Origin of the sequence: Flavobacterium psychraerolatum, assembly GCF_025960985.1 — a bacterium.
In the GTDB taxonomy this organism is placed as follows: Bacteria; Bacteroidota; Bacteroidia; order Flavobacteriales; family Flavobacteriaceae; genus Flavobacterium.
Genome location: NZ_JAOQMX010000006.1, coordinates 66,621 through 88,242 on the forward strand (window position 1 = coordinate 66,621; position 21,622 = coordinate 88,242).

Annotated in this window: 19 protein-coding genes; 2 read left to right on the forward strand and 17 right to left on the reverse strand. The window is 33.9% G+C overall.

The genetic code is table 11. The features are described from left to right. Positions 1-25: 25 nt before the first annotated feature. The 5 genes from M2326_RS04095 to M2326_RS04115 form a co-directional block, all read right to left on the reverse strand. Entirely contained in the window at positions 26-1,426 is a 1,401-nt protein-coding gene (locus M2326_RS04095) for an anthranilate synthase component I family protein (protein ID WP_264618278.1), read from the reverse strand. 329 nt (positions 1,427-1,755) lie between these two features. Beyond that, positions 1,756-2,322 (reverse strand): YceI family protein, encoded by a 567-nt coding sequence (locus tag M2326_RS04100; RefSeq protein WP_264618279.1) that lies wholly within the window; start codon positions 2,320-2,322, stop codon positions 1,756-1,758. A gap of 528 nt (positions 2,323-2,850) precedes the next feature. Further along, complete coding sequence (locus tag M2326_RS04105; RefSeq protein ID WP_264618280.1) at positions 2,851-3,417, reverse strand: YceI family protein; 567 nt, start codon at positions 3,415-3,417, stop codon at positions 2,851-2,853. Between the two features lie 26 nt (positions 3,418-3,443). Next, positions 3,444-4,076: an NAD(P)H-dependent oxidoreductase gene (locus M2326_RS04110; RefSeq protein ID WP_264618281.1), complete on the reverse strand. Its 633-nt coding sequence runs from the start codon at positions 4,074-4,076 to the stop codon at positions 3,444-3,446. A gap of 9 nt (positions 4,077-4,085) precedes the next feature. Further along, positions 4,086-4,541, reverse strand: a complete 456-nt coding sequence (locus tag M2326_RS04115) for a MarR family winged helix-turn-helix transcriptional regulator (protein WP_264618282.1) — start codon at positions 4,539-4,541, stop codon at positions 4,086-4,088. A gap of 149 nt (positions 4,542-4,690) precedes the next feature. Here M2326_RS04115 and M2326_RS04120 point away from each other — a divergent pair, with 149 nt between their 5' ends. Then, positions 4,691-9,235 carry a PAS domain S-box protein gene (locus M2326_RS04120; protein WP_264618283.1) on the forward strand — a complete coding sequence of 1,515 codons (4,545 nt, stop codon included), beginning with the start codon at positions 4,691-4,693 and terminating at the stop codon, positions 9,233-9,235. On the opposite strand, the gene M2326_RS04125 is transcribed toward M2326_RS04120, so the two are convergent. The 12 genes from M2326_RS04125 to M2326_RS04175 form a co-directional block, all read right to left on the reverse strand. Continuing rightward, on the reverse strand, positions 9,232-10,356 hold the full coding sequence (locus M2326_RS04125; RefSeq protein WP_264618284.1) for an ABC transporter permease: 1,125 nt from the start codon (positions 10,354-10,356) through the stop codon (positions 9,232-9,234). The two genes, M2326_RS04120 and M2326_RS04125, sit on opposite strands and share 4 nt — an antisense overlap. Before the next feature lie 184 nt (positions 10,357-10,540). After that, positions 10,541-11,647, reverse strand: a complete 1,107-nt coding sequence (locus tag M2326_RS04130) for an ABC transporter permease (protein ID WP_264618285.1) — start codon at positions 11,645-11,647, stop codon at positions 10,541-10,543. Positions 11,648-11,808: 161 nt separating this feature from the next. After that, on the reverse strand, positions 11,809-12,543 hold the full coding sequence (locus tag M2326_RS04135; protein WP_264618286.1) for an ABC transporter ATP-binding protein: 735 nt from the start codon (positions 12,541-12,543) through the stop codon (positions 11,809-11,811). Positions 12,544-12,665: 122 nt separating this feature from the next. Further along, a complete protein-coding gene (locus M2326_RS04140) occupies positions 12,666-13,562 on the reverse strand; it encodes an ABC transporter ATP-binding protein (RefSeq protein ID WP_264618287.1) in 897 nt (298 codons plus the stop codon). Between the two features lie 264 nt (positions 13,563-13,826). Further along, on the reverse strand, positions 13,827-14,699 hold the full coding sequence (locus M2326_RS04145) for an HlyD family secretion protein (RefSeq protein WP_264618288.1): 873 nt from the start codon (positions 14,697-14,699) through the stop codon (positions 13,827-13,829). A 44-nt stretch (positions 14,700-14,743) separates the two neighbouring features. Continuing rightward, entirely contained in the window at positions 14,744-15,997 is a 1,254-nt protein-coding gene (locus M2326_RS04150; RefSeq protein WP_264618289.1) for a TolC family protein, read from the reverse strand. Further along, a complete protein-coding gene (locus tag M2326_RS04155) occupies positions 15,994-16,587 on the reverse strand; it encodes a TetR/AcrR family transcriptional regulator (protein WP_264618290.1) in 594 nt (197 codons plus the stop codon). The genes M2326_RS04150 and M2326_RS04155 overlap by 4 nt, the downstream gene beginning before the upstream one ends. Positions 16,588-16,833: 246 nt before the next feature. Next, complete coding sequence (trxA, locus tag M2326_RS04160; RefSeq protein ID WP_264618291.1) at positions 16,834-17,136, reverse strand: thioredoxin; 303 nt, start codon at positions 17,134-17,136, stop codon at positions 16,834-16,836. Further along, positions 17,129-17,335 (reverse strand): hypothetical protein, encoded by a 207-nt coding sequence (locus tag M2326_RS04165; protein WP_264618292.1) that lies wholly within the window; start codon positions 17,333-17,335, stop codon positions 17,129-17,131. Before M2326_RS04165 ends, trxA begins: the two co-directional genes overlap by 8 nt. After that, the gene (locus M2326_RS04170) at positions 17,313-18,131 is read right to left on the reverse strand and encodes a TPMT family class I SAM-dependent methyltransferase (protein WP_264618293.1); all 819 of its coding nucleotides are present in this window, start codon (positions 18,129-18,131) and stop codon (positions 17,313-17,315) included. The genes M2326_RS04165 and M2326_RS04170 overlap by 23 nt, the downstream gene beginning before the upstream one ends. Positions 18,132-18,403: 272 nt before the next feature. Continuing rightward, entirely contained in the window at positions 18,404-18,574 is a 171-nt protein-coding gene (locus M2326_RS17580) for a DUF2892 domain-containing protein (protein WP_413603257.1), read from the reverse strand. 67 nt (positions 18,575-18,641) lie between these two features. Then, the gene (locus M2326_RS04175; protein WP_264618294.1) at positions 18,642-20,063 is read right to left on the reverse strand and encodes an MBL fold metallo-hydrolase; all 1,422 of its coding nucleotides are present in this window, start codon (positions 20,061-20,063) and stop codon (positions 18,642-18,644) included. Positions 20,064-20,242: 179 nt separating this feature from the next. Here M2326_RS04175 and M2326_RS04180 point away from each other — a divergent pair, with 179 nt between their 5' ends. Beyond that, complete coding sequence (locus M2326_RS04180; protein WP_264618295.1) at positions 20,243-21,574, forward strand: cytochrome ubiquinol oxidase subunit I; 1,332 nt, start codon at positions 20,243-20,245, stop codon at positions 21,572-21,574. The last annotated feature ends 48 nt before the right edge of the window (positions 21,575-21,622 follow it).

Here is a 21,622-nt window from a genome sequence, read left to right on the forward strand (position 1 = left end):
TGAATATTCAAAACTGACTACTATTCTATATTGTTTCTGCCAAATCTAAAGCCGTATTCAAGGCTCTTAGTTTATTATATACTTCTTGCATTTCACTTTCTTCGTCAGAGCTTGCTACAATTCCGGCACCGGCTTGCGAATGTAGTTCGTGGTTTTTACTCAAGAACGTACGAATCATAATGGCATGGTTAAAGTTTCCTTCAAAATCCATAAAACCAATTGCCCCACCATAAAAATTACGATTTGTTTTTTCGTACTCTTCAATCAATTGCATCGCCCTGTGTTTTGGTGCACCGCTCAATGTTCCAGCTGGAAACGTATCAGCGACTACTTGCATAGAAGTAGCACTTTCGTGTAAATGGCCTGTAACTTTAGAAACTAAATGAATCACATGAGAGAAGAACTGTACTTCTCTGTAACGGTCTACCTTCACGTCATGTCCGTGGCGACTTAGGTCATTTCGAGCCAAATCGACAAGCATTACATGTTCACTAATTTCTTTTTTATCTTCAGACAATTGTTTAGCCAATACCGCATCTTTCTCATCGTCACCAGTACGCTTGAAGGTCCCTGCGATTGGATGAATTTCGGCTTTACGGTCTTTTACAATAATTTGAGCTTCGGGTGAAGAACCAAAAATTTTGAAATCTCCATAATCGAAAAAGAAAAGGTAAGGAGAAGGATTGATACTTCTTAACGCTCTATAGACATTAAATTCATCCCCTTTGAACCCTTGTGTAAAACGGCGCGACAAAACCAATTGAAATACATCACCGCGGAAGCAATGTTTCTTAGCCAAGGCAACATTTTGTTTGAATTCGTCATCCGTCAAGTTGGAATATCCTTCGCCGTCTCTAGAAAAACTATAAGTAGCTAGGTTGCGAGTTTGTAACAATTGTTCCAATTCCGGAATATTGTTACGACCGTCCAAGCTGTGACAAAATATATAGGCCTGATTTTTAAAATGGTTTATCGCAATAATGTTTTGATAAACGGCATAATATACATCAGGAATAGTATTACTATTTTCTTTTTTCGAAATCGTTACTTTTTCAAAATATCGTACTGCATCATAGGATAGATAGCCAAACAAACCATTATTTATGAATTTAAAATCATTTTTATCAGATTTGAACTGCCCCGAAAATTCCTGAATAATGTGCGGAATATCAGTTGTAGCGTCAATAGCGATAGTTTCTGTAGTTCCATCAGGATAATTTTTGTAAATCGTTTCGTTTTCAATCTTAAACGTAGCGATCGGATTGCAACAGATATAAGAGAAGCTATTGTCATTTCCGTGATAGTCACTACTTTCTAGTAAAAGACTATTGGGAAATTTATCTCTAATTTTTAAATATACGCTAACAGGAGTTATCGTATCGGCTAAAATTTGCTTATAGTGAGTTTTGAGATTAAAAGGTTTCAATAGAAAAAAATTTAAAGATTAATAGTTGTAAAAACAGTAATGAAATTAACGTAAAAAAGGCTTGTCGTGATGACAAGCCTTTTTATATGTATAGTTTACTAAATACTATAGGAGCTTTGTTCACGACGACTGACGTAAATTGTTCCACCACCAAGTATTGTTTGTAATTGCGATCATAATTGTTTTTCTTATTACAAATATATAAATGAATTTTGATTTTTCAAATAATAAAGTGTGAAAATTTTGCGAATTTTTTTCATTTGAATTGGAAGCAAAATAACGTCCTCTATGATAGTATATAAAATTAACAATTGAATCAGAATTACTATTTAAAACACCAAATTTACTTTAAGTTCAAATTCATCATAAATTGTTTTATCTCCCAAATCGTCAAAAAAGCTTCCGGAACCATATCGGATGTCATATTTAGTTCGGTCTACACTCAAATTTGCGGTAGCTGTATTGCCGTTCAAAGCCAAATCAAAAATGATAGGATGTGTCTGTCCTTTAATGGTCAAATTTGCAATAATGGTGTACATGTTGTTTCCTTTGTCTGTCACAGTTTTAAAAACTAGAAGCGCAGTGTCAAAGTTGTAAACTCCAAAGAAGTCATCCGATTTCAAATGACCTTCTAGTTTTGCTTTCGAGCTTCCAGTTTGATCTGTGTTGTTTAAGCTTGTCATGTCTGCAACAAAATTTCCGCCAATCACTTTGTTATCTTTAAAAATGATGCTACCATCTTTAAATTTAATAGTTCCTTCATGTTGTCCGGTTATCTTTTTACCCGTCCAAATAATATTACTTTTTGTTACATCTATTTTCTTGTTTTGTGCTTCGACAGTAGTAAACGAGAAAATGACAAGTAGTGCCAGTGATAGTAGTTTTAAATTTTTCATAGTGAGGTTGTTTTTGATTATTAATAGTTTTTACTTAGATGCAAATAAAAAATAGAACGTTAGACTTTTGGGTTTCTGATAGCGATCGGGACTAAAAAAAAATGGGTTGCCCTCATCTCTTTATAAGTCTTCAATAAGTTTCGCTATCGGCTATACTTGTTTCCTTGCTTTTCTCTTCTATGTTTCACGCAAAGCACCCAATCCTGTAATTACAGTATGAATACTTCTACTGAATAGTACTAATTAATATGATATTATGCATCGAATAAAACGTTCTTCTCTCAAAGTTACAATTAAAACGCTAGTTTTTACGAGAAATAATAATAAAAATAGGAGGTTGAATAATCTTAATGATTATGTAATGAGATAGATATGTTTTTTTAAACAAAATAACCCCAACAGAAACTGTTGGGGTTAGAGTCAAATATAAATTGTAAAATAGTATTGATTTTAATCGATTAAATATATTGGCGGCATCAAAACGCTATGTATTGTAATGACAAAATCATGTTATTGTTTTGAAAAGGATTAGAATTTCAAATCTACTGCTAATTCAAATTCATTAGAAATCGCTTTGTCTCCTAAGTTGTCAAAAAAGCTTCCAGAACCATATTTAATGTCGTATTTGGTTCTGTCCACATTAAATTTTGCAGATGCTGTATTTCCTTTTACAATCAAATCAAAAGTTACAGGATTTGTTTTCCCTTTTATAGTCAAATCAGCTGTTACAGCATAAACATCTTTACTAGTAGCAGCTATTTTTTTGATTACCAATGTAGAAGTTGTAAATTTATCAGTTGCAAAAAAGTCTTCTGATTTTAAGTGACCATTTAATTTAGCTTGGTATTCACCCGTTAGATCTGTTGCTGTTAGTGAGGTCATGTCTACTGTGAATTTTCCACCAACTACTTTGTTTGCTTTCAAAATAATTAAACCATCTTTAAAGTTAACAACTCCGTTGTGCTTTCCAGTAACTTTTTTACCAACCCAGCTGATATTACTTTTAGAAACATCGATTTTTTTGGCTTGTGCGTTGATAGTTGCAGTAGAGAATAAAACTACTAGAGATAATGCAATTGATTTTAGATTTTTCATTTTTGTTTAATTTTAAGTAATAATAATTATAGAGTTATAAATAATTCTTCGTGTGATTTTCTAACTTTTTTGTAATGCTGAGTATCATCTTCAGTATGTCTGTAACCAATTGTTGCTATCAGTGTCGCGTTTAAGCCCAGTTCATTCAAACCAAGAATTTCATTTACTTGTTCTGGAGCAAATCCTTCCATTGGTGTTACATCAATTTGTTTTTCTGCTGCCGCATTAAGTAAATTCCCCATTGCAAGGTACACTTGTTTTGCAGACCAAATATTTTTTGTTTCTTCTGATAATGTTAGAATTTTAGACTTCATGAAGTCTCCAAGTCCTACGATGGTATCAAGCGGTAAGCTTCTTGTTGTGGAGATATTTTTTATGTAACTATCAATTTCCTCTTCAGATATACTAGTAACGTTTGCAAATACAAGAAGGTGTGAGGCATCAATAATCTGACTTTGTCCCCAAGCCACTGGTTGGATTTTTGCTCTTAATTCAGGATTATCGATGACAAATACTTTGTAAGGTTGTAATCCATAAGAAGAGGAGCTCAATCGAATCGCTTCTTTAAGGAAGTTTAAGTCTTCAGTGGTTATTTTTTTTGTAGCATCAAATTTCTTTGTAGCGTATCTCCAATTTTGATTTTCTAAAAATGTACTCATAATTTGTATTTATATATTTCGGTATTTTTCTAATAAATAATTTAATTGCTGTAATTCTTCAACAGTAAGATTATTTGTAAAAGTTTCTTCATGCACTTTTACTTTTGGTTCCAATTCAGTCAGCGTGTCTAATCCTTTTTGTGTAATCAAAACCTCAATTTTCCGTCTGTTTTCTGGGCAAACTTGTCGTGTAACAAATGCTTTCAATAAAAGTTTGTCAACCAATCTAGTCGTGTTACTCGTTTTGGCAACCATACGTTCTTGAATAAGAAACATATTGGCGGGTTTTCCTTTTTGTCCTCTCAATATTCTTAAAACATTATATTGTTCGCTAGACAGTTCATATGGTTTTAAGATTTCTGTGAATTGCTCCGAAATAACTTTCTCTGTGTATAGAATATTCAAAATGATTTTGGTTGTATCATTTAGTTTTCCTGTTGTTTTTGTTATGTCTTCAATTTTCATCGCTAATTCCTTTGATGTTTGTAGGTACAAATATATCACTTATTTTAGTTGTATATACAAATGTTTTGAATTTTAACATTTTATATGGAACTTTTTGAAAACAATAGTGACTGTATTTAAAAGATTGACTATATTTAACTTGTTACTAAATGAGATATTCAGTATCGTCTATATATGAGACTATGAAAGGACAAAAGCCTACTTATGAAGAATTGAAAAACGAAATCGCTGCCTTAAAATTGGTGATTTCACGCTTGGAAAGTGATAATTTAATCCTAAATTCTGATTTTGATCAACAAACGGTAACTATTGTTGAGGACCTTAAAAATTCTTTTTTTGATCGCATTACAGATCCTTATATTGCATTAGATGTCAATTGGTGTTACACGTATATGAATCAAAAGGCAGCAGAATTATTAGGATTAAATCCGAGAGAAGTAATAGGGAAATGTATTTGGGACGTTTTTCCATCTGCTAAAGAGTTTTCTTTTTATGATGCTTATCATCAATCGTTACAAAATCAAGAATATGTATGTCTAGAACAATACTATCCAACCTATGGTTTATGGTTTGTAAATCATATTTATCCATCCCCAGACGGAATATCAGTTTTATTCAATGATATTACAATTAAGAAAGAGAATGAAAGTCTATTGAATTTTGATAATAAAAGATTTAGAGCATTAGTAGAGTACAATGACGAGATCATTTCGATTCTAGATAAAGATCAAAATGTTATTTTTCGTAGTGCTGCAGCAAAAAAAATAACGGGTTGGAGTAATGATGAACGAAAAAAGATTCCTGTTGTGGATTATGTTCATCCCGATTATTTAGATTATTGGAAAGAAAAAATTGAAGAAATTGTCAATACGCCAAACTTATTGATTTCTGTATTAATTCAAGTTAAACATAAAGAAGGCCATTATATTTGGCTTGAAGGTTCTTTTGTTAATAAATTGAATGATCCTGCTATAAAAGGAGTGATTATCAATATGAGAGATGTTACCGAAAAAATAAAGACAAACGCTGCTTTGACCTTAGAGCGTGATAAGATTATGAAAATAGCCTCTACATCACCGGGAATGATTTTCTCAATGAGGCTCAATATAGATGGTTCACTTAGTTTTCCATATGCTAGTAGTGCTATTAATAACATATGTGGTTTTAGTTTTGAAGAAATAATTATTGATCCTAACTTAATTTTCAATCAAGTTCATCCAGATGATATTGAAGGAATAATGACCAAAACATTGAACGCAAAAGCAAAACTAATTTCTCTCAAACACGAATACCGATATATTCATCCACAAAAAGGATTGATTTGGCATGAAGTAAACTCATTACCCGTTTTAGAAGCAGAAGGTACTGTTGTTTGTCATGGAGTAATCACTGACATCACTGAAAAAGTTATCGCGAAAGAAAAAATTCTAAAGCTAAGCAGACTTTATTTATTTATAAGTCAAATCAACCAAATGATTGTGCAAACAACAGATGAGGCTACTTTATTTAAAGAAGCATGTGAAATTGCAGTTAATCAAGGGAAGTTTAAAATGGCGTGTATTGCTGTTTTAGAAGAGGTTAGTACTAAGTTTATTCCTGTTATGTCAGCTGGTAGTGATGATGGATATCTAGAAATATTAAAGTCACATATGGCAATTGATGATATTCCATCCTGCTCAGGCACTATTTGTGAGGACTTAAAAGCAGGTCGTCTTGTAATCTGTAATGATATTGCAGCAGATCTTGCTATTGCTCCTTGGAAAGTTGAGCCTTTAAAGCGAGGTTTCCGTTCTGTGATGATAGTTCCATTAAAACAATTCGAGATCACTACAGGACTTTTTATGTTTTTTTCAGACGAGATTTACTTTTTTGACAAAGAAGAAGAAGATTTATTAAAAGAAGCTGCAGGAGATGTTGGTTTTGCATTAGAATTGTTGAAAAAAGAAAAATTAAGAAATAAAACGGAAAGGGAACTGAAGGAGAGTGAACGAAGGTATCACACTCTAGCAGAGGTGTCTCCAGTTGGAATATTTCGTTCTGATTATTATGGTAATATAACGTTTGTCAATTCGAATACAGTTAGAATTTTGGGGTTGAGTCATGCCGAAATTATTGAACAAGGTTGGTTTCATGCTGTACATGAAGGGGATCGTACTAATTTGCAAGTGCTTTGGGACGAGCTAATTCGTACAGGTTTGGAACAAACTATTGAATTTAGATTTGTACAGCCAAATCAAAATATAATCTGGGTTTTGGGGACTGCCGTAGCCGAAAGAGATACTAGTGGAAAAGTAGTGGGCTATATAGGTACAATGACTGATATTACAATTCACAAAATTAGTGAGCAAAATTTAAGAAGATCAAATGAACGATTTGAAAAGATTGCTGCAACAACAAACGATATTGTTTTTGAGTTAGATTTGATAAATGGTACTAGTTGGCATAATAAAAGCTATAATGAAATTTTAGGTTTTTATGATGATAGTTTTGGACCTATAGAAAATCAAAGATTGTGGCGTTCTAGGCTACATCCAGATGATAGAGAAAAAGTAATCAATTCATTTGAAGCTATACTCAATCAAAATTTGAGTTATTGGGCAGCAGAATTTAGATTTTTGAAAAATGATGGGAGCTACGGTGTTTTTTATGAAAGAGATGTAGTTATAAGAGATGAAAGTGGTACTGCTATCAAGATTGTGGGGTCTATGATGGAAATCACGGAAATCAAAAAAACGGAGGAAGAAATTAAAAAAGTTAATATAAGATTGAACGGTATTTTTGATGCACTACCAGATTTATTCTTTGAAATAAGAGGAGATGGGATAATTAAAAGTTATCATTCACATAGTGATCATTTGCTTACAGTACCCTCAGAACATTTTATAGATAAATTATATCAAGATGTATTACCCATTCATGCTACTGAAATTATAGAAACTGCGATGAAGGAAACGTATGAAAAAGGGATATCAACTGGGCAAAAGTATTGGTTAGAATTGGAATCAGGCATACACTGGTTCGAACTGTCACTCTCAAAATTAGAAGGGAAAGAGTTCCATGAAACACTTTTTATATGTTTATCAAGAGATATTACTGCATCCAAAAAAACAGAAGACTCATTATTAAGGAGTAAAAAGAGATACAGAGGATTATTGAGCAATCTTGAAGCAGCAATTATAGTTTATCGCCCAGATAAATCTATTATTACGAGTAATAGTAAACTCATGGAATTGTTAAGTATAAATCCGGAAAATAAGGTTGAATTAAAAGAAATTATTGAAGGTTTAAAATTTTTTGATGAGAATAGGAATGGTATTCTAGAAGATAGCCATTTGGTCAATCAAATATTGAAAACAAACCAACCGATTAAAAATTTAACAGTTGGAATCCAGAAACCTAAAAGTAAAAATATAATTTGGGTTATGGTAAATGCATTTCCTTTATGGGATGAGTTAGGGAAAATCATTGAACTTGTTTTTAGTATCATTGATATCACAGAGCAAAGAATGTTGCAAATTGCACTTAAGAAAGCCAAGGAACAAGCAGAGTTTGCAAATAAAGCAAAAACACAATTCTTGGCCAATATGAGTCATGAAATACGCACACCGTTAAATGGAATTATTGGTTTTTCTTCTTTGTTACGAGAGGCAAATACCAAAGAAATTCAAGCAAAATATATCAATACTGTAAATGAATCTGCGAATAGCTTAATGCGAATAGTGAATGATGTACTTGATTTTTCTAAAATTGAATCGGGTACTGTTGAGTTAGATATGGAACAGGTGGATCTAGCAGAACTATGCCATAAGACTATTGATCTATTTAAACATCAAGCAGTTCAAAAAAAAATAGAGTTAAAAAGTAAATTTGATAAGAAGATTCCAACCCTTGTGTTTACAGATGCTATCAAATTAAAGCAAGTATTGGTTAATTTGGTAGGTAATGCATTGAAGTTTACCGAAAACGGTCAAGTGAAATTATCGATTAAAGAAGTGCCATCACAAAAAATAGGCTATGTACAAATTCTCTTCTCTGTAAAAGATACTGGAATTGGAATAAAATCAAATAGTAATCTTAAGATTTTTCAATCGTTTGTTCAAGAAGATAATTCAACAAGTAGGAAGTTTGGAGGTACAGGATTGGGCTTAAGTATTTCGAACCAATTACTAGACTTAATGGGAAGCCGTTTAGAACTTAAATCTAAGACAGGAGAAGGGAGTGAGTTCTATTTTACTGTTCAATTTAAGAAAGTTTATCAAAAAGAAATTTTGACTTTAGGTCATGAAACTATCACTCCAAAGACTGGAATAAACCTTTTAAATTTTAAAAGAATATTACTCGTTGAAGACAATAAGATTAATATGCTTTTGGCTAAAACTTTAATCAAAAAAATCATTCCCAACTGTGAAATCCACGAAGCTTTAAACGGCGAATTAGGAATAAAGAAATGCAAAGAGATACCTATTGATGTAATTTTTATGGACATACAAATGCCAGTGAAAAATGGTTATGAAGCTACAACAGAAATCAGAAAAATGGAAGGTTATTCAAAAGTTCCAATTATTGCTTTGACCGCCGGAATATTAGAAGGAGAAAAGGAAAAATGCTTTCAAGTAGGCATGGATGATTACTTATCCAAACCTATTATTTTTAAAGATTTGGAGGGAGTGATTTTGAAATGGTGTAGTGTTTAATTAATTTTCTTATAACTCCAAACTGCAAAACCGTTGATGATAAAAGCATAAAAAGCGATTATAGTTAGTTGTATTTTTATGTCATTGAAACCAGCTCCTTTGAGCATCACCATCCTGATAACTTCTACAAAATACCGTATAGGATTCAATAGCGTAATGTTTTGAGCCCAAGTAGGCATGCTTTCAATAGGTGTGAATAAACCGCTCATAAGGATGAAAATCACAGTGAAAAACCACGCAATAAACATGGCTTGCTGTTGGGTTTCGGTATGGTTCGAAATAAACAATCCGATGCCCAAAATCAAGATGAGGTAAATTGCTGTAAACCCATAAACCAAGAAAATATTTCCCAGAATTGGTACGTTAAAAATTACTTTGGCAATAATTAATCCAACTGTTAAAATTACCAATCCTAAAACCCAAAACGGAAATAATTTGCCAATAATGAACTGGTATTTTTTGATGGGTGTTACATTTATTTGCTCTAAGGTTCCCACTTCTTTTTCCCGAACAATATTCATAGATGATAGAAACAAGGAGAGCATCGTTACCAATAAAACTAAAATACCTGGAACCATAAAGGTTTTGTAGTTCAATGTTTTGTTATACCAAAAGGAAGGAATAGTGGTTATTCTCTCAGGTTGTACTACGATTCCTTGGTTGTACGTTTGTAATTTGGTTTGAATGGATTGATTGAAACCTGAAATAATTTGGGTAATGTAAACGTTGGAAACTCCCGCCGCTGCGCCGTCAATAGCATTGATGCTCACCGAGAGACTCGTGGTTTGCTGCTTGATTAAATTGCTCTCAAACGCAATCGGAATTTCGAGAATGACATCTACTTTGCCTTTTTGCATTTCGAGATTCGCTTCTTTTTTGGACTGAAAAGCGGTAATTATATTGAAATAGTTGGAAGCTTCAAATTTACTGACTAGTTCGCGTGAGGCAGCCGAGTGGTCGTGGTCCACATATGAGAATTTGATGTTTTTGACTTCAAAACTCGCTGCATTCGATAATATTACCAATTGCATTAAGGGCAAAATGAAAATGATGGGCAACATCCCTTTATTTCTGAAGATTTGCTTGAATTCTTTTTGTATGATGAAGAGGATTGTTTTCATGATTTTACCGCTAAGGCGCAAAGGCGCAAATTTTAATTTCATATGAATACTGATGGGGACTAATTTTAAAAGAGGTACTATTTTTACTGATAGCCTAGCCCTGATTGTAATGAAAATCCTTTTGTTTTTTTCTTTAAAAAACAAAAGATTGCAATGGAAAGCAGGAAATAGCTCCAAGAAATAATCATTCCAATCGAATTTTGTATTTTTTGATACTTAGTCCTATGTATAAAAGTGTCATTCCGATTAAGATTAGGGTTTCTTTCCAGATTAGGGTAAAACTAGCACCTTTGAGCATAATGGCTTTGATGATGATAATAAACCATTTGGCGGGTATGATGTTGCTGATGACTTGAAGCGGCAACGGCATTGACGAAATGGGGAAGATGAAGCCCGAAAGTAGTATGACGGGCAGCATAAGGCCAAAGAGCGACATCATCATGGCGGTTTGTTGTGAGTCTGCCAAAGTCGAGATTAAAATCCCCAATGCCAAGGCGCAAACTATGAATAAAACAGTCTCGATTGCTAGTAAAAATAAGCTTCCTTCGATGGGCATTTCGAATACAAAAAAGCCCAATAGCAAGATAATTGTTGCGTTGATGATGGACAAAAAGATATATGGAAATACCTTGCCGATGATTACCTGAATGGGTTTGAGTGGCGAAACTAATAGGATTTCCATGGTTCCCAGTTCTTTTTCACGTGTGATGGATATAGAGGTCATCATGGCAGAAACGAGCATCAAGATTACGGTCATTACTCCGGGTACAAAGGTAAAAACGCTTTTCATAGCGGGATTGTAAAACAGTTGTGTTTGCGTTTGAATTTGGTAAATTGGCTTGGCAATTTGATTTTTTTCTTGAATATAATTTTGCAAAATAGAACTGATATAATTGGATATAGTGTTGGCCATATTGGGATCGGTGGCATCGGTAATGACTTGTACTTTTCCGTTTTTGAGGGTTTGCAAATTTTTGATAAAGTCTTTTTCGAAAACTAAAACCGCTTTGACTTTTCCCTTTTTAAACACTGCTTCGATTTGTGATTCGGTGGCTATTTCTTGCTCAATATTAAAATAACTAGAATTGCTTATTTTTTGGATAATTTGTTGCGTTTCGGTATCTTTTGACTTGTCTAGAATAGCGATTTTGACGTTGTTGATTTCATTAGTAATTGCGAATCCAAACAGCATAATTTGCGCAATGGGCATTCCGAAAAGTATAAACATAGAACGCTTGTCACGAAAAATGTGATAGAATTCTTTTTTTATAAAACCGATAAATCTTTTCATTTATGTTTATTTAAAGTTTCAGGTTTAAAGTTTCAAGTTGTGAACCCGATAAACTGATTTTTTAATCTTTTCACTATTTTATTTAACTGCAAAAAACACACATTTTGTTAAAGTATCTATAGCTACAATATAGGTAGTTCCCCCTTCGGGGGCTAGGGGGATTACTCTATATTCCTCGCCAATTTCAAAAACACATCATTCATAGAATCGACTTTGAATTGTTCCTTTAGTTTTTTTGGTGAATCCAGTGCTTCGATAACGCCGTCTACCATGATGGACACTCGGTCACAATATTCGGCTTCGTCCATATAATGCGTGGTTACAAATATGGTAGTGCCTTTGTGGGCTTGGGTGTAAATCATTTCCCAAAACTGTCGTCTTGTAATTGGGTCAACTCCACCTGTGGGTTCGTCTAGAAAAACGATTTTAGGTTCGTGGAGTAAAGCAACCGAGAACGATAATTTTTGTTTCCAACCCAATGGTAATGATGCGACCAAATTATCAGCTACGGTTTCCATTTGTAATTCGGCAACCAATTGTTCTGTTTTTGCTTTGATTTGTTTGCGGGACAAACCATATATTCCGCCAAAAAAAGTAATATTTTCTTTGATAGTCAAATCGTCATACAAAGAAAATTTTTGACTCATATAGCCAATGTTTCTTTTGACCAAATCGGCTTGCGTTGCTACATCCAAACCAGCCACAACCGCACTGCCAGAAGTTGGTTTTGAAATTCCGATTAGCATTTTCATAGCCGTGGTTTTTCCTGCACCATTAGCACCTAGAAACCCGAAAATTTCGCCTTTATAAACGTCAAAAGTGATTCCTTTGACCGCTGTGAAGTCTCCAAATTGCTTGGTAAGGTTTTCGACTTGTATGATTTTTTCTTGTTTCATTTTGTTTTTAGCCACGAATTTCACTAATTAGCACGAATTGATTTTCTTTGAATTATGTCACGAATTTTAAATTTGTAGAAATGAAGCAACTCATAACTCCTATTTTATAACTTATAACTATTTTACAGGTCCATAAACACATCTTCAATGGTTGTTACTGCCTTTTTTATAATGACGTCACTATGATTTTTACTTTCTAAATAAAGCTTTAAATTCTCTGGATTGAAATCCGCTTTTTTGTCAATGTAATGAATGAATTCTCCAAAAGCGTACACACTATAATGACTTGGATGATTTTTTAAATCATGAATGAGTCCGTGTGTGTTTTTGGATTGAATATCATAAATTACTTTTTCGTATTTGGCCGTAATGGCTTGTGGTGTATCTATTTTCAACACTTTTCCTTTTTGAATTAATGCAATTCTATCACAAAGTGAAGCTTCGTCCATGTAGGGAGTAGAAACCAAAATCGTAATTCCCTTTTGCTGTAAACGTTTGAGCATTTGCCAAAATTCTTTACGGGAAACAGGGTCAACTCCTGTGGTAGGTTCGTCCAAGAATAATACTTTTGGAGCATGAATCAAGGCGCAACACAACGCTAGTTTTTGTTTCATCCCACCCGATAAAGCACCTGCTCTTCGTTTTTTGAAAGGTTCGATTTGAATGTAAATATCTTCGATTAATTCGTAGTTTTCTTCGATTGTTGTTCCGAAAATCGTGGCAAAAAACGTCAAGTTTTCTTCTACGGTCAAATCTTGGTACAACGAAAATTTACCCGGCATGTATCCAACAGAATTCCGAATAGTTTTGTAATCATCGATCACATCCCAATTGTCGACACTGGCTTTGCCTTCATCAGCGATCAAAAGTGTGGTTAGAATCCTAAAAAGGGTTGTTTTCCCTGCTCCATCGGGACCAATCAATCCAAACAATTCCCCTGAATTAACTTCAAAAGAAACCGAATCAATTGCCTTGATTGTGTTGTAGGATTTGGATATGTTTTGGACAGAAATGCTCATTTCTTTATAGTTATGAATTATAAGGTAAAAAATCAATTTCAAAAATCAAATTCAAAAGTCAAGTTCAAAAGTCAAGTTCAAAAATCAATTTTGTCGATAATCAAGGATTTTGTTCGATGTTCTTTTTAAATCAAAAATCGTTAATCGTTAATCATCAATCGTTAATCATCAATCGTTAATTGAAATAGTTCAAAAATCAACTTCAAAATCAACTTCAAAAGTCAACTTCAAAAATCGTTAATCGACAATCGTTAATCAAAAATCTTAAAGCTTAACCTCCGCTGGCATTCCGATTTTCAAACTACCATCATTTTTAACGATTACTTTTGCGGCATAAACCAAATTCACTCTTTCTTCTTTGGTTTGGATGATTTTTGGGGTAAATTCTGCTGATGACGAAATCCATGAAATTTTCCCTTTGTATGGTTTTGTGCCTTCCTTTTCATCTATAGAAACGGTAACTTCCTGACCAACTTTTATCGCTGATAATTGGGTTTCGCTAAAATATACGCGTAAATTCATTTCGGATAAATCGGCGATTTTATAGATCGGTTTTCCAAAAGCGGTAATTTCTTTTGCTTCGGCATATTTTGCCAAAACCGTTCCTTTTATCGGGTTTATGATTTTACTTTTTTCAATTTGGTCATTGATTTTTTCAATTTGTACCGCCACAGATTTAGTTTCGTTGGCTATTGGTGCATTTTGGGTTCCAATACTTTTCATTTGCTCCAGCAAAACTTTAACACGACCATTGATTTCGTCTACTTGCCTTTGGGTAGCGGCATTTTCGTTAAACATATTTTGGATTCGCTTTTGCTCAATTTTGGTAGTGTTCAGTTGTTGTTGCAAAATGCTGTTTTGAGACAATACATTGGCCGATTTGGAGTTGATCATCGCAATAGATGCTCGCAATTGTTGCTTGCTAAAGTAGAGTTGTGTGGTGTCAATTTGGCCTACAATGGCGTTGGCTTCTAGAATAGCACCTTCTTCTAGGTTGAGGTAATTAATTTGCCCGTTAGCTTCTGCCGAAATCGTAACTTCAGTCGCTTCAAAATTCCCGAAAGCATCGGCTTCCTCTTCTTTTTTGGAACACGAAAATATACTTACGAAAGCTAGTATTGTTAATATTTTTTTCATTTTGTTTTTGTTTTATTCCCCGCTGCGGCGGAGGTATGGGGATTTTATCCTTTTACTAATTTATAATTGGCTTGTGCTAGTGCGAGCTGAATTTCATGCGTTTTTTGAAGTGTTTTTGCTTCGAATAGATTGGTGATTTCGGTAATGTAATCGGCACTAGTTATGACACCATTTCGCAATTGCGCATCGGTGGTTTTTAGGATGGATTCTCGTAATAGAATAATTTCTTTATCCGTTTCGATAATCGCTGCTAGTTTGTTGCTATCTGAATCGATTTCTTGCAATTGCAATTGCGTATTGAGTAGAAAAGTCTCTTTTTCGGTAGCAATAATGGACTCAGAAACGGTCAATGCTAGTTTCTCGGTTTTGGATTTGTTCCAGTCAAAAACATTCCAATTGGCTTTTACACCCACAATATAAAATGGCTGAAAAGAGTTATCAAGCATATTCAAACCAGGGTTTCCGTAGCCTGCTTGTCCAAAAGCATTTACTTTGGGTAAGTTGCTTTTTGTAATTCCGTTTTTGGCAGCCGTTAGTTGTTCTGTCTGGAAATCGAATAATTTCAATTCGGGACGATTATTTTCGGCTACACTATTTATTTTTATTGAAGGAGAAGCCAGTTGGGTGTTTTTATCAATTGTCGAGTAGGTGAGTGATGCTAGGTTTTCGAGTCCTTTTTTTCGGTCAAAATCAATCTCAATCAATTGTTGTTTTATTTTTAAATTTTCGGCTTCTACCACTTGTTCAGAGGTAGGAAGAAGTGCACCAAATTTAACTCCCGTTTTGATCTCTTTGATTTTTATCAAAAGTTGGTCTTGCTTGGCTTTTAGAATTTGATATTTCTCCTGCAATAGTAAAACCGAAAAATACAATTGATTGATTCTTGGTTTTAGTTGGTACAAACTCACTTCTAGTTGTTGCTGTTGGGTTTTGGTTTGTGCATTTTTGATGTCGGTATTGGCCTGAATCAAGCCACCGTTGTAAATCAATTGCTGCACGTCCAAGGTTGCTTTGTATTGGTCTTTGTTGGGCGGTGTAACGGTCAGGTTGGGAATTTTGATTGGCAATTGTGTAACCTCTGATTGATAAGTTGCCTGCGCATTCAAATCAATTTTAGGCCTTTTTCCAGTGTTTAAGGCTTCGATTTCCAAAGATGTTTTTTTCGAAAGTAAATCATTCTGTTTGGCCGTTGGATAATTTTTAGTAGCCAAAACGTAACAGTTTTCCAACGTTAAAATTTGTTGTCCGAAAGAGAAAAACGGAAAAATGAACAGGTAAAGGAGGAGTGTTTTTTTCATTTTTTTATCGAATTAATAATTTGTTGTGCAATGGTCGTTTTGCGTTCTTCCATCATTTGAAGGAACTCTTCAGGAGAAAGATGCAACATGCTTTTGACTAACATGTGCGCTGCAAAAGGAAAAATGGTTAATGAGAATATAGTAAGTAAAAGTTGTTTGGGTGGAATGGGGTTAATGATGCCCGCTTTAATTTCACGTTCAATTTGCGCGATTAAAATGGTTGGATTTGGTCTATTATCGGTATTCATAAATGACATAACAAATTCAGGATTGCTATTCATTTCCTGAATGATAAAGGCAGGTAAAAAGGGATTTTCGATTATAAATGAAATGTAATTTTGAGTAAAGTCGGTAATCTTGTCAAACAAGCTTTTCTCTGAGGTAAATATTTGATTGATTTGTGGTGCTAGTTGACCAAATGCTTTCTTGAAAACGGCTTCAAACAGTACTTGCTTGTTTTTAAAACAGTAGTGTAGCATGGCTTTGTTGATGCCAGCTTCATCTGCTATTTCTTGCATGCGTGCGCCAGCAAATCCTTTTTTATGGAAGATTATTTTGGCAGCTTCAAATATTTTTTCTTCTGTTGTCATTTTAAATTAACTATTCGGTTTAACCATTTGGTTAGTAAAGGTAGAAAAAAAAAGCAATTGGTCTTGCTTTTTTCTTCTTTTACAAATATATTGATTATTAGTTCAGTTATTAATTTAACTCCTTATAGATTGATTTAAGTAATTTTAATTGAAGACTCAACTTCCAGATTAATAACCTACAAGTAGTAAATATACTAGCTTTCTAAGATACCTACCAATATTACTATAGATGTAATTATATTTTCATTATTTATTACTATTCTCTACTATAATTTTCATAATTTCATTTTTTTGTAAAACACCTGATTGCCTCCATAATTGTTTTCCGTTTTGGAATAAAATCATCGTGGGAACACCTCTCACTTGATATTGAGTTGCTAGTGGTTGGTTTTTGTCTACATCAATTTTTATTATCGAAATTCCATCACCTAAATTGTCCTTTACTTCTTTCAATATTGGACCTAAAATTTTACAAGGACCACACCAAGTAGCAAAAAAATCGACTAACACAGGTTTCTCTGAATTGATGATTGTTTTAAAATTACTCATTTTTATTATTTTTATATGTTGGTACTGTACATCCGTTTAAGCTACAACCGCTATTGAAACCGGCTTGAAATAGGAAAAAAGCACCTATAAATCCAAAAAATATTTCGTGATGCTGAATAGCTTGTAATATCATAAAAGCAGAGATGGCAAGACGAATCCAGCGCATGGCATGCCAATTAGTAAAGAGTACATTTTTCATAAGTTGCAATTTTTAATTTTACGTGATTCGGGAGGGCAAACTGTAAATCCAAAAGTGGAATTTCCTTTTCCGTGACTAGTAGAATAGTCGTTCCATTGGTGCTTATACTGACATTTAAAACTGTATTTATTTGAGATATGTTTTCTTTGATACTCTTAATTTCCTCTGTACCTGTTGTATTTTCGAGTTCGTACAATTTGACCGTAACAGTATTATCTTTTACGAAAGTAAAAGCCAATTCACTTTCTGATCTTGGTAGAACCGAATTACAGGAAATCTCCAAAGAAGTGATATTAAATGCATTTTTAAACAACAATTCGTATTCTTTTTTGTTGCCACCAAACGGTGGACCCGATTCGAATGTTTTATTGAAAAGTAACCCCGATAAAGTTCCATTAGGAATTAATAATTGGTGCATGATAAAGACATAATGTTGTCGTAAATGGGGTGCAAGTGCACAGAAAAAAGTTTGCTCCAAAATCAAATCGTATTGTCCTTGATGACTGTAAAAATCCCCTAATACGATAGTGATATTATCATTATTTGCAAATTTTAATTGAAGCATGGAAACCAATGTAGGTGCTATATCAATAACTGTAATATTGGTAAATCCTTGTTGTAAAAGGTATTCGGCTTCATAAGTATTTCCACAACCTGGAATTAAAACAGCTATATTTTTATCCTCAAGTTTGTCTATAATAGTTTTTATAGGAGGAGAAATACATCCCAAATCCCAACCAGTACAATTTGTTTTATATTGTGTATCCCAATATTTTTGGTCTAATGTTTTACTCATGATATTCTAGTTGTTGGTTAGCAATATGATTTTATATTAATTAATCGATTTTTCGATGATGCAAGAAATTTACTTTTGAGAATAATAAGATAAATATCAAATTTACATAAAAGAGAGTTTCCATGAACAGATTTTTTTCGAATTAGAATAAATTATAAGTACTAAAAGTAATTATAGAGAAATACATTGTCCTTCGTAAATAAATAAAATATGCTTTAATACACAAAAAAGTTTCATTGTAAGATCATCCCTTTATTACTGCTTGTCTAATTTTAGTTCTTATCTGTGTTTATTTTGAATGACGTATTAAGCAGACAAAAACTGATGAAGTTATAGAGCATAAATATTCTAGACAAGCTTAATAAAAAAAATGTGATTATAGTAGTGATTTCATTGGTGAAATACAATCCTACAAGTACTACTGCTATAGTGATTTGAATAATTTTGTCGGTAGTTCAACTGCTTTTTTATGATAATTTTTTTCTAAAGAGGTAAGTACAATCATTTATTTTAATTGTTTTTAAATACCTTAGATTGGCATACAAAATCAGTTTTTGGTAATTCTGTTTTGGCAATTGCTGCAAAACCACCTTGAATTTCGGTAAAATTTCTGAAACCACGAGCTTGTAAAATGGAAGCGGCGATCATAGAACGGTAACCACCACCACAATGCAGGTAAAAATGTTCTTTTGGGTTGATATTTTCAATCCAGTCATTGATACTTGCCAATGGTCGCAAGTAAGCATCTTCGAGATGTTCAGCTTTGTATTCGCTCTCTTTACGAATATCAATTACTTTGCTTTTGCCTATTTTGACTTCTTTTTCAAATGTATTGGCTGTAATTCTGTGTACGGTATCAATTTCTTTATCTGCTTTTTTCCAAGCTTCAAATCCTCCTTCAAGATGTCCAAGTAAATTGTCAAAACCTACGCGACTCAAACGGGTAACGGTTTCTTCTTCTCTTCCGGCATCTGTAACTAAGATAATTGGTTGTTTAACGTCGATGATCAATTCACCAACCCAAAGCGCAAAGCTTCCGTCAATACCAATATTTATAGATTGTGGGATATAGCCTTCTGAAAAATTTTGGCTATCACGACTGTCCAGTATCAAAGCATCGGTATTGTCTACAATAGCTTCAAAATCGGCTACGTTGATGGCTTGCATTCCGTTATTAAGTACAGAGTCAAAACTCTCGTATCCTTGTTTGTTCATGGCTACATTCATTCCAAAATAAGCAGGAGGAGGTAGTAAGCCATCGGTAACTTCTTTGATGAATTCGGCTTCTGTCATGTTGGCTCTCAACGCATAATTGGTTTCTTTTTGGTTACCAATGGTCGAAATAGTTTCTTTGCTCATATTTTTTCCGCAGGCACTTCCGGCTCCGTGTGCAGGATAAACAATTACATCGTCTGGCAAAGTCATGATTTTATCACGTAAGGAGTGAAAAAGAATTCCAGCCAATTCTTCTTGTGTCATCGAAGCGGCTTTTTGGGCCAAATCGGGACGACCTACATCGCCAATAAATAAGGTGTCACCTGAAAATATAGCATGTTCTTTTCCATTTTTATCCAATAGTAAATAAGTACTACTTTCCATCGTATGACCTGGTGTATGCACTACTTTGATGGTGATATCACCTATTTTGAATTCTTGACCGTCAGTAGCAATAATAGCTTCAAATTCTGGATTTGCATTGGGACCATAAACAATAGGAGCCCCTGTTTTTTTGCTCAAATCTACATGCCCAGATACAAAGTCTGCATGAAAATGAGTTTCGAAAACATATTTCAAAGTTACTTTATCACGCTCTAGACGATCAAGGTAGGGTTGTGTTTCTCTTAACGGGTCAATGATTGCCGCTTCTCCATTTGAGGTGATGTAATAAGCTCCTTGCGCTAAACAACCGGTATATATTTGTTCAATTTGCATTGTATTGTTTTTTAGAATTGTTACAACAAAGATACAGCATGATTTTCAGGATTATAGTGACTAATGTTACATAAGCTTAAATACTTTTTAAAGTGAAAATAAATGAAATTTAGGAGTTGTTTAAGTAGGGTTTTTTAACTCTAAAGGCTAAATTTGCAGCATAAATAAAAAACTTTCCAATGGAAGAAATGCTCTTTTACGACCGAATGCAATTTGCGTTTACCATAACTTTTCACTACTTATTTCCGCAGCTTACAATGGGACTCTCGTTAATCGTGGTCTATTTTAAATGGAGATTTTTAAAAACTAATGATCCACATTATAACAAAGCAACCCATTTTTGGATGCGTATTTTTGCAATCAATTTTGCTATGGGTGTGGTCACAGGAATTCCAATGGAGTTTCAGTTTGGAACCAACTGGGCCAAATTTTCAGAACTTACAGGTGGTATCATCGGACAGACATTAGCCATGGAAGGAATGTTTTCGTTCTTTTTGGAATCTTCCTTTTTGGGAATGTTTCTCTTTGGTGAAAAAATCCTAGGGCATCGTTGGCATTTCGTCACCGGATTATTAATTTGCTTGGGTTCGTGGGCAAGTGGGTATTTAATCATTGCCACACACTCCTGGATGCAGCATCCTGTAGGATATGAGGTGCTAGAAAACGGGAAATTTGTCCTTACAAATTTTAGTGCTTTGTTTACCAATGTGTGGGTTTGGCCATCGTATTTTCATAATCAAGCTGCATCGATGGTGACGAGCTCGTTTGTAGTTGCTGGAATTGGAGCTTTTTATATATTGAACAATCGTAACGTATCCTACGGAAAATTATTCTTGAAAACTGGGGTTGTTTTTGGATTGATTTCGAGTTTAATCGTAGCTATGCCAACAGGAGATTTACTAGCCAAAAATGTAGTAAAACACCAGCCCGTAACTTTTGCGGCCATGGAGGGTATTTTTCATACCGAAAAAAAAGGAGCAGAGATTGTCCTAATTGGACAACCCGATGTAAAAGACAAAAAACTAGATAATAAAATTGCCGTTCCCAATGTTTTGAGCTTCCTAACATACGGAAACTGGGATACAGAAGTAAAAGGTCTCGATCAATATCCAGAAGATACGCATCCTACAAATATTTCGGGACTATATTATGCTTATCATATTATGGTAGGATTAGGTACACTATTTATTGGAATGACATTGTTGGCTATCGTTCAATTAAGTAGAGGGAAGTTGTTTCAAACCAAATGGTTGTTGTGGTCATTTATGTTCATGATGCCGTTTCCTTATATTGCCAATATCACAGGATGGTATACGGCTGAATTGGGCCGTCAGCCTTGGTTGGTTTATAATTTATTACGCACCGCAGATGGTGCTTCGCCAACAGTTTCTTCAGGGAATACCTTGTTTACCTTGATGGGATTTGTAGGTTTGTACGCCTTACTCGGAATGTTGTTTGCTATTCTAGTAGGTAAAATAATTTATGCAGGGCCGGAACCTACAGAAAAATAAAAACTGATTTTTGATTGCAGATTGGAGGAAATCGCCAATCAAAAATCG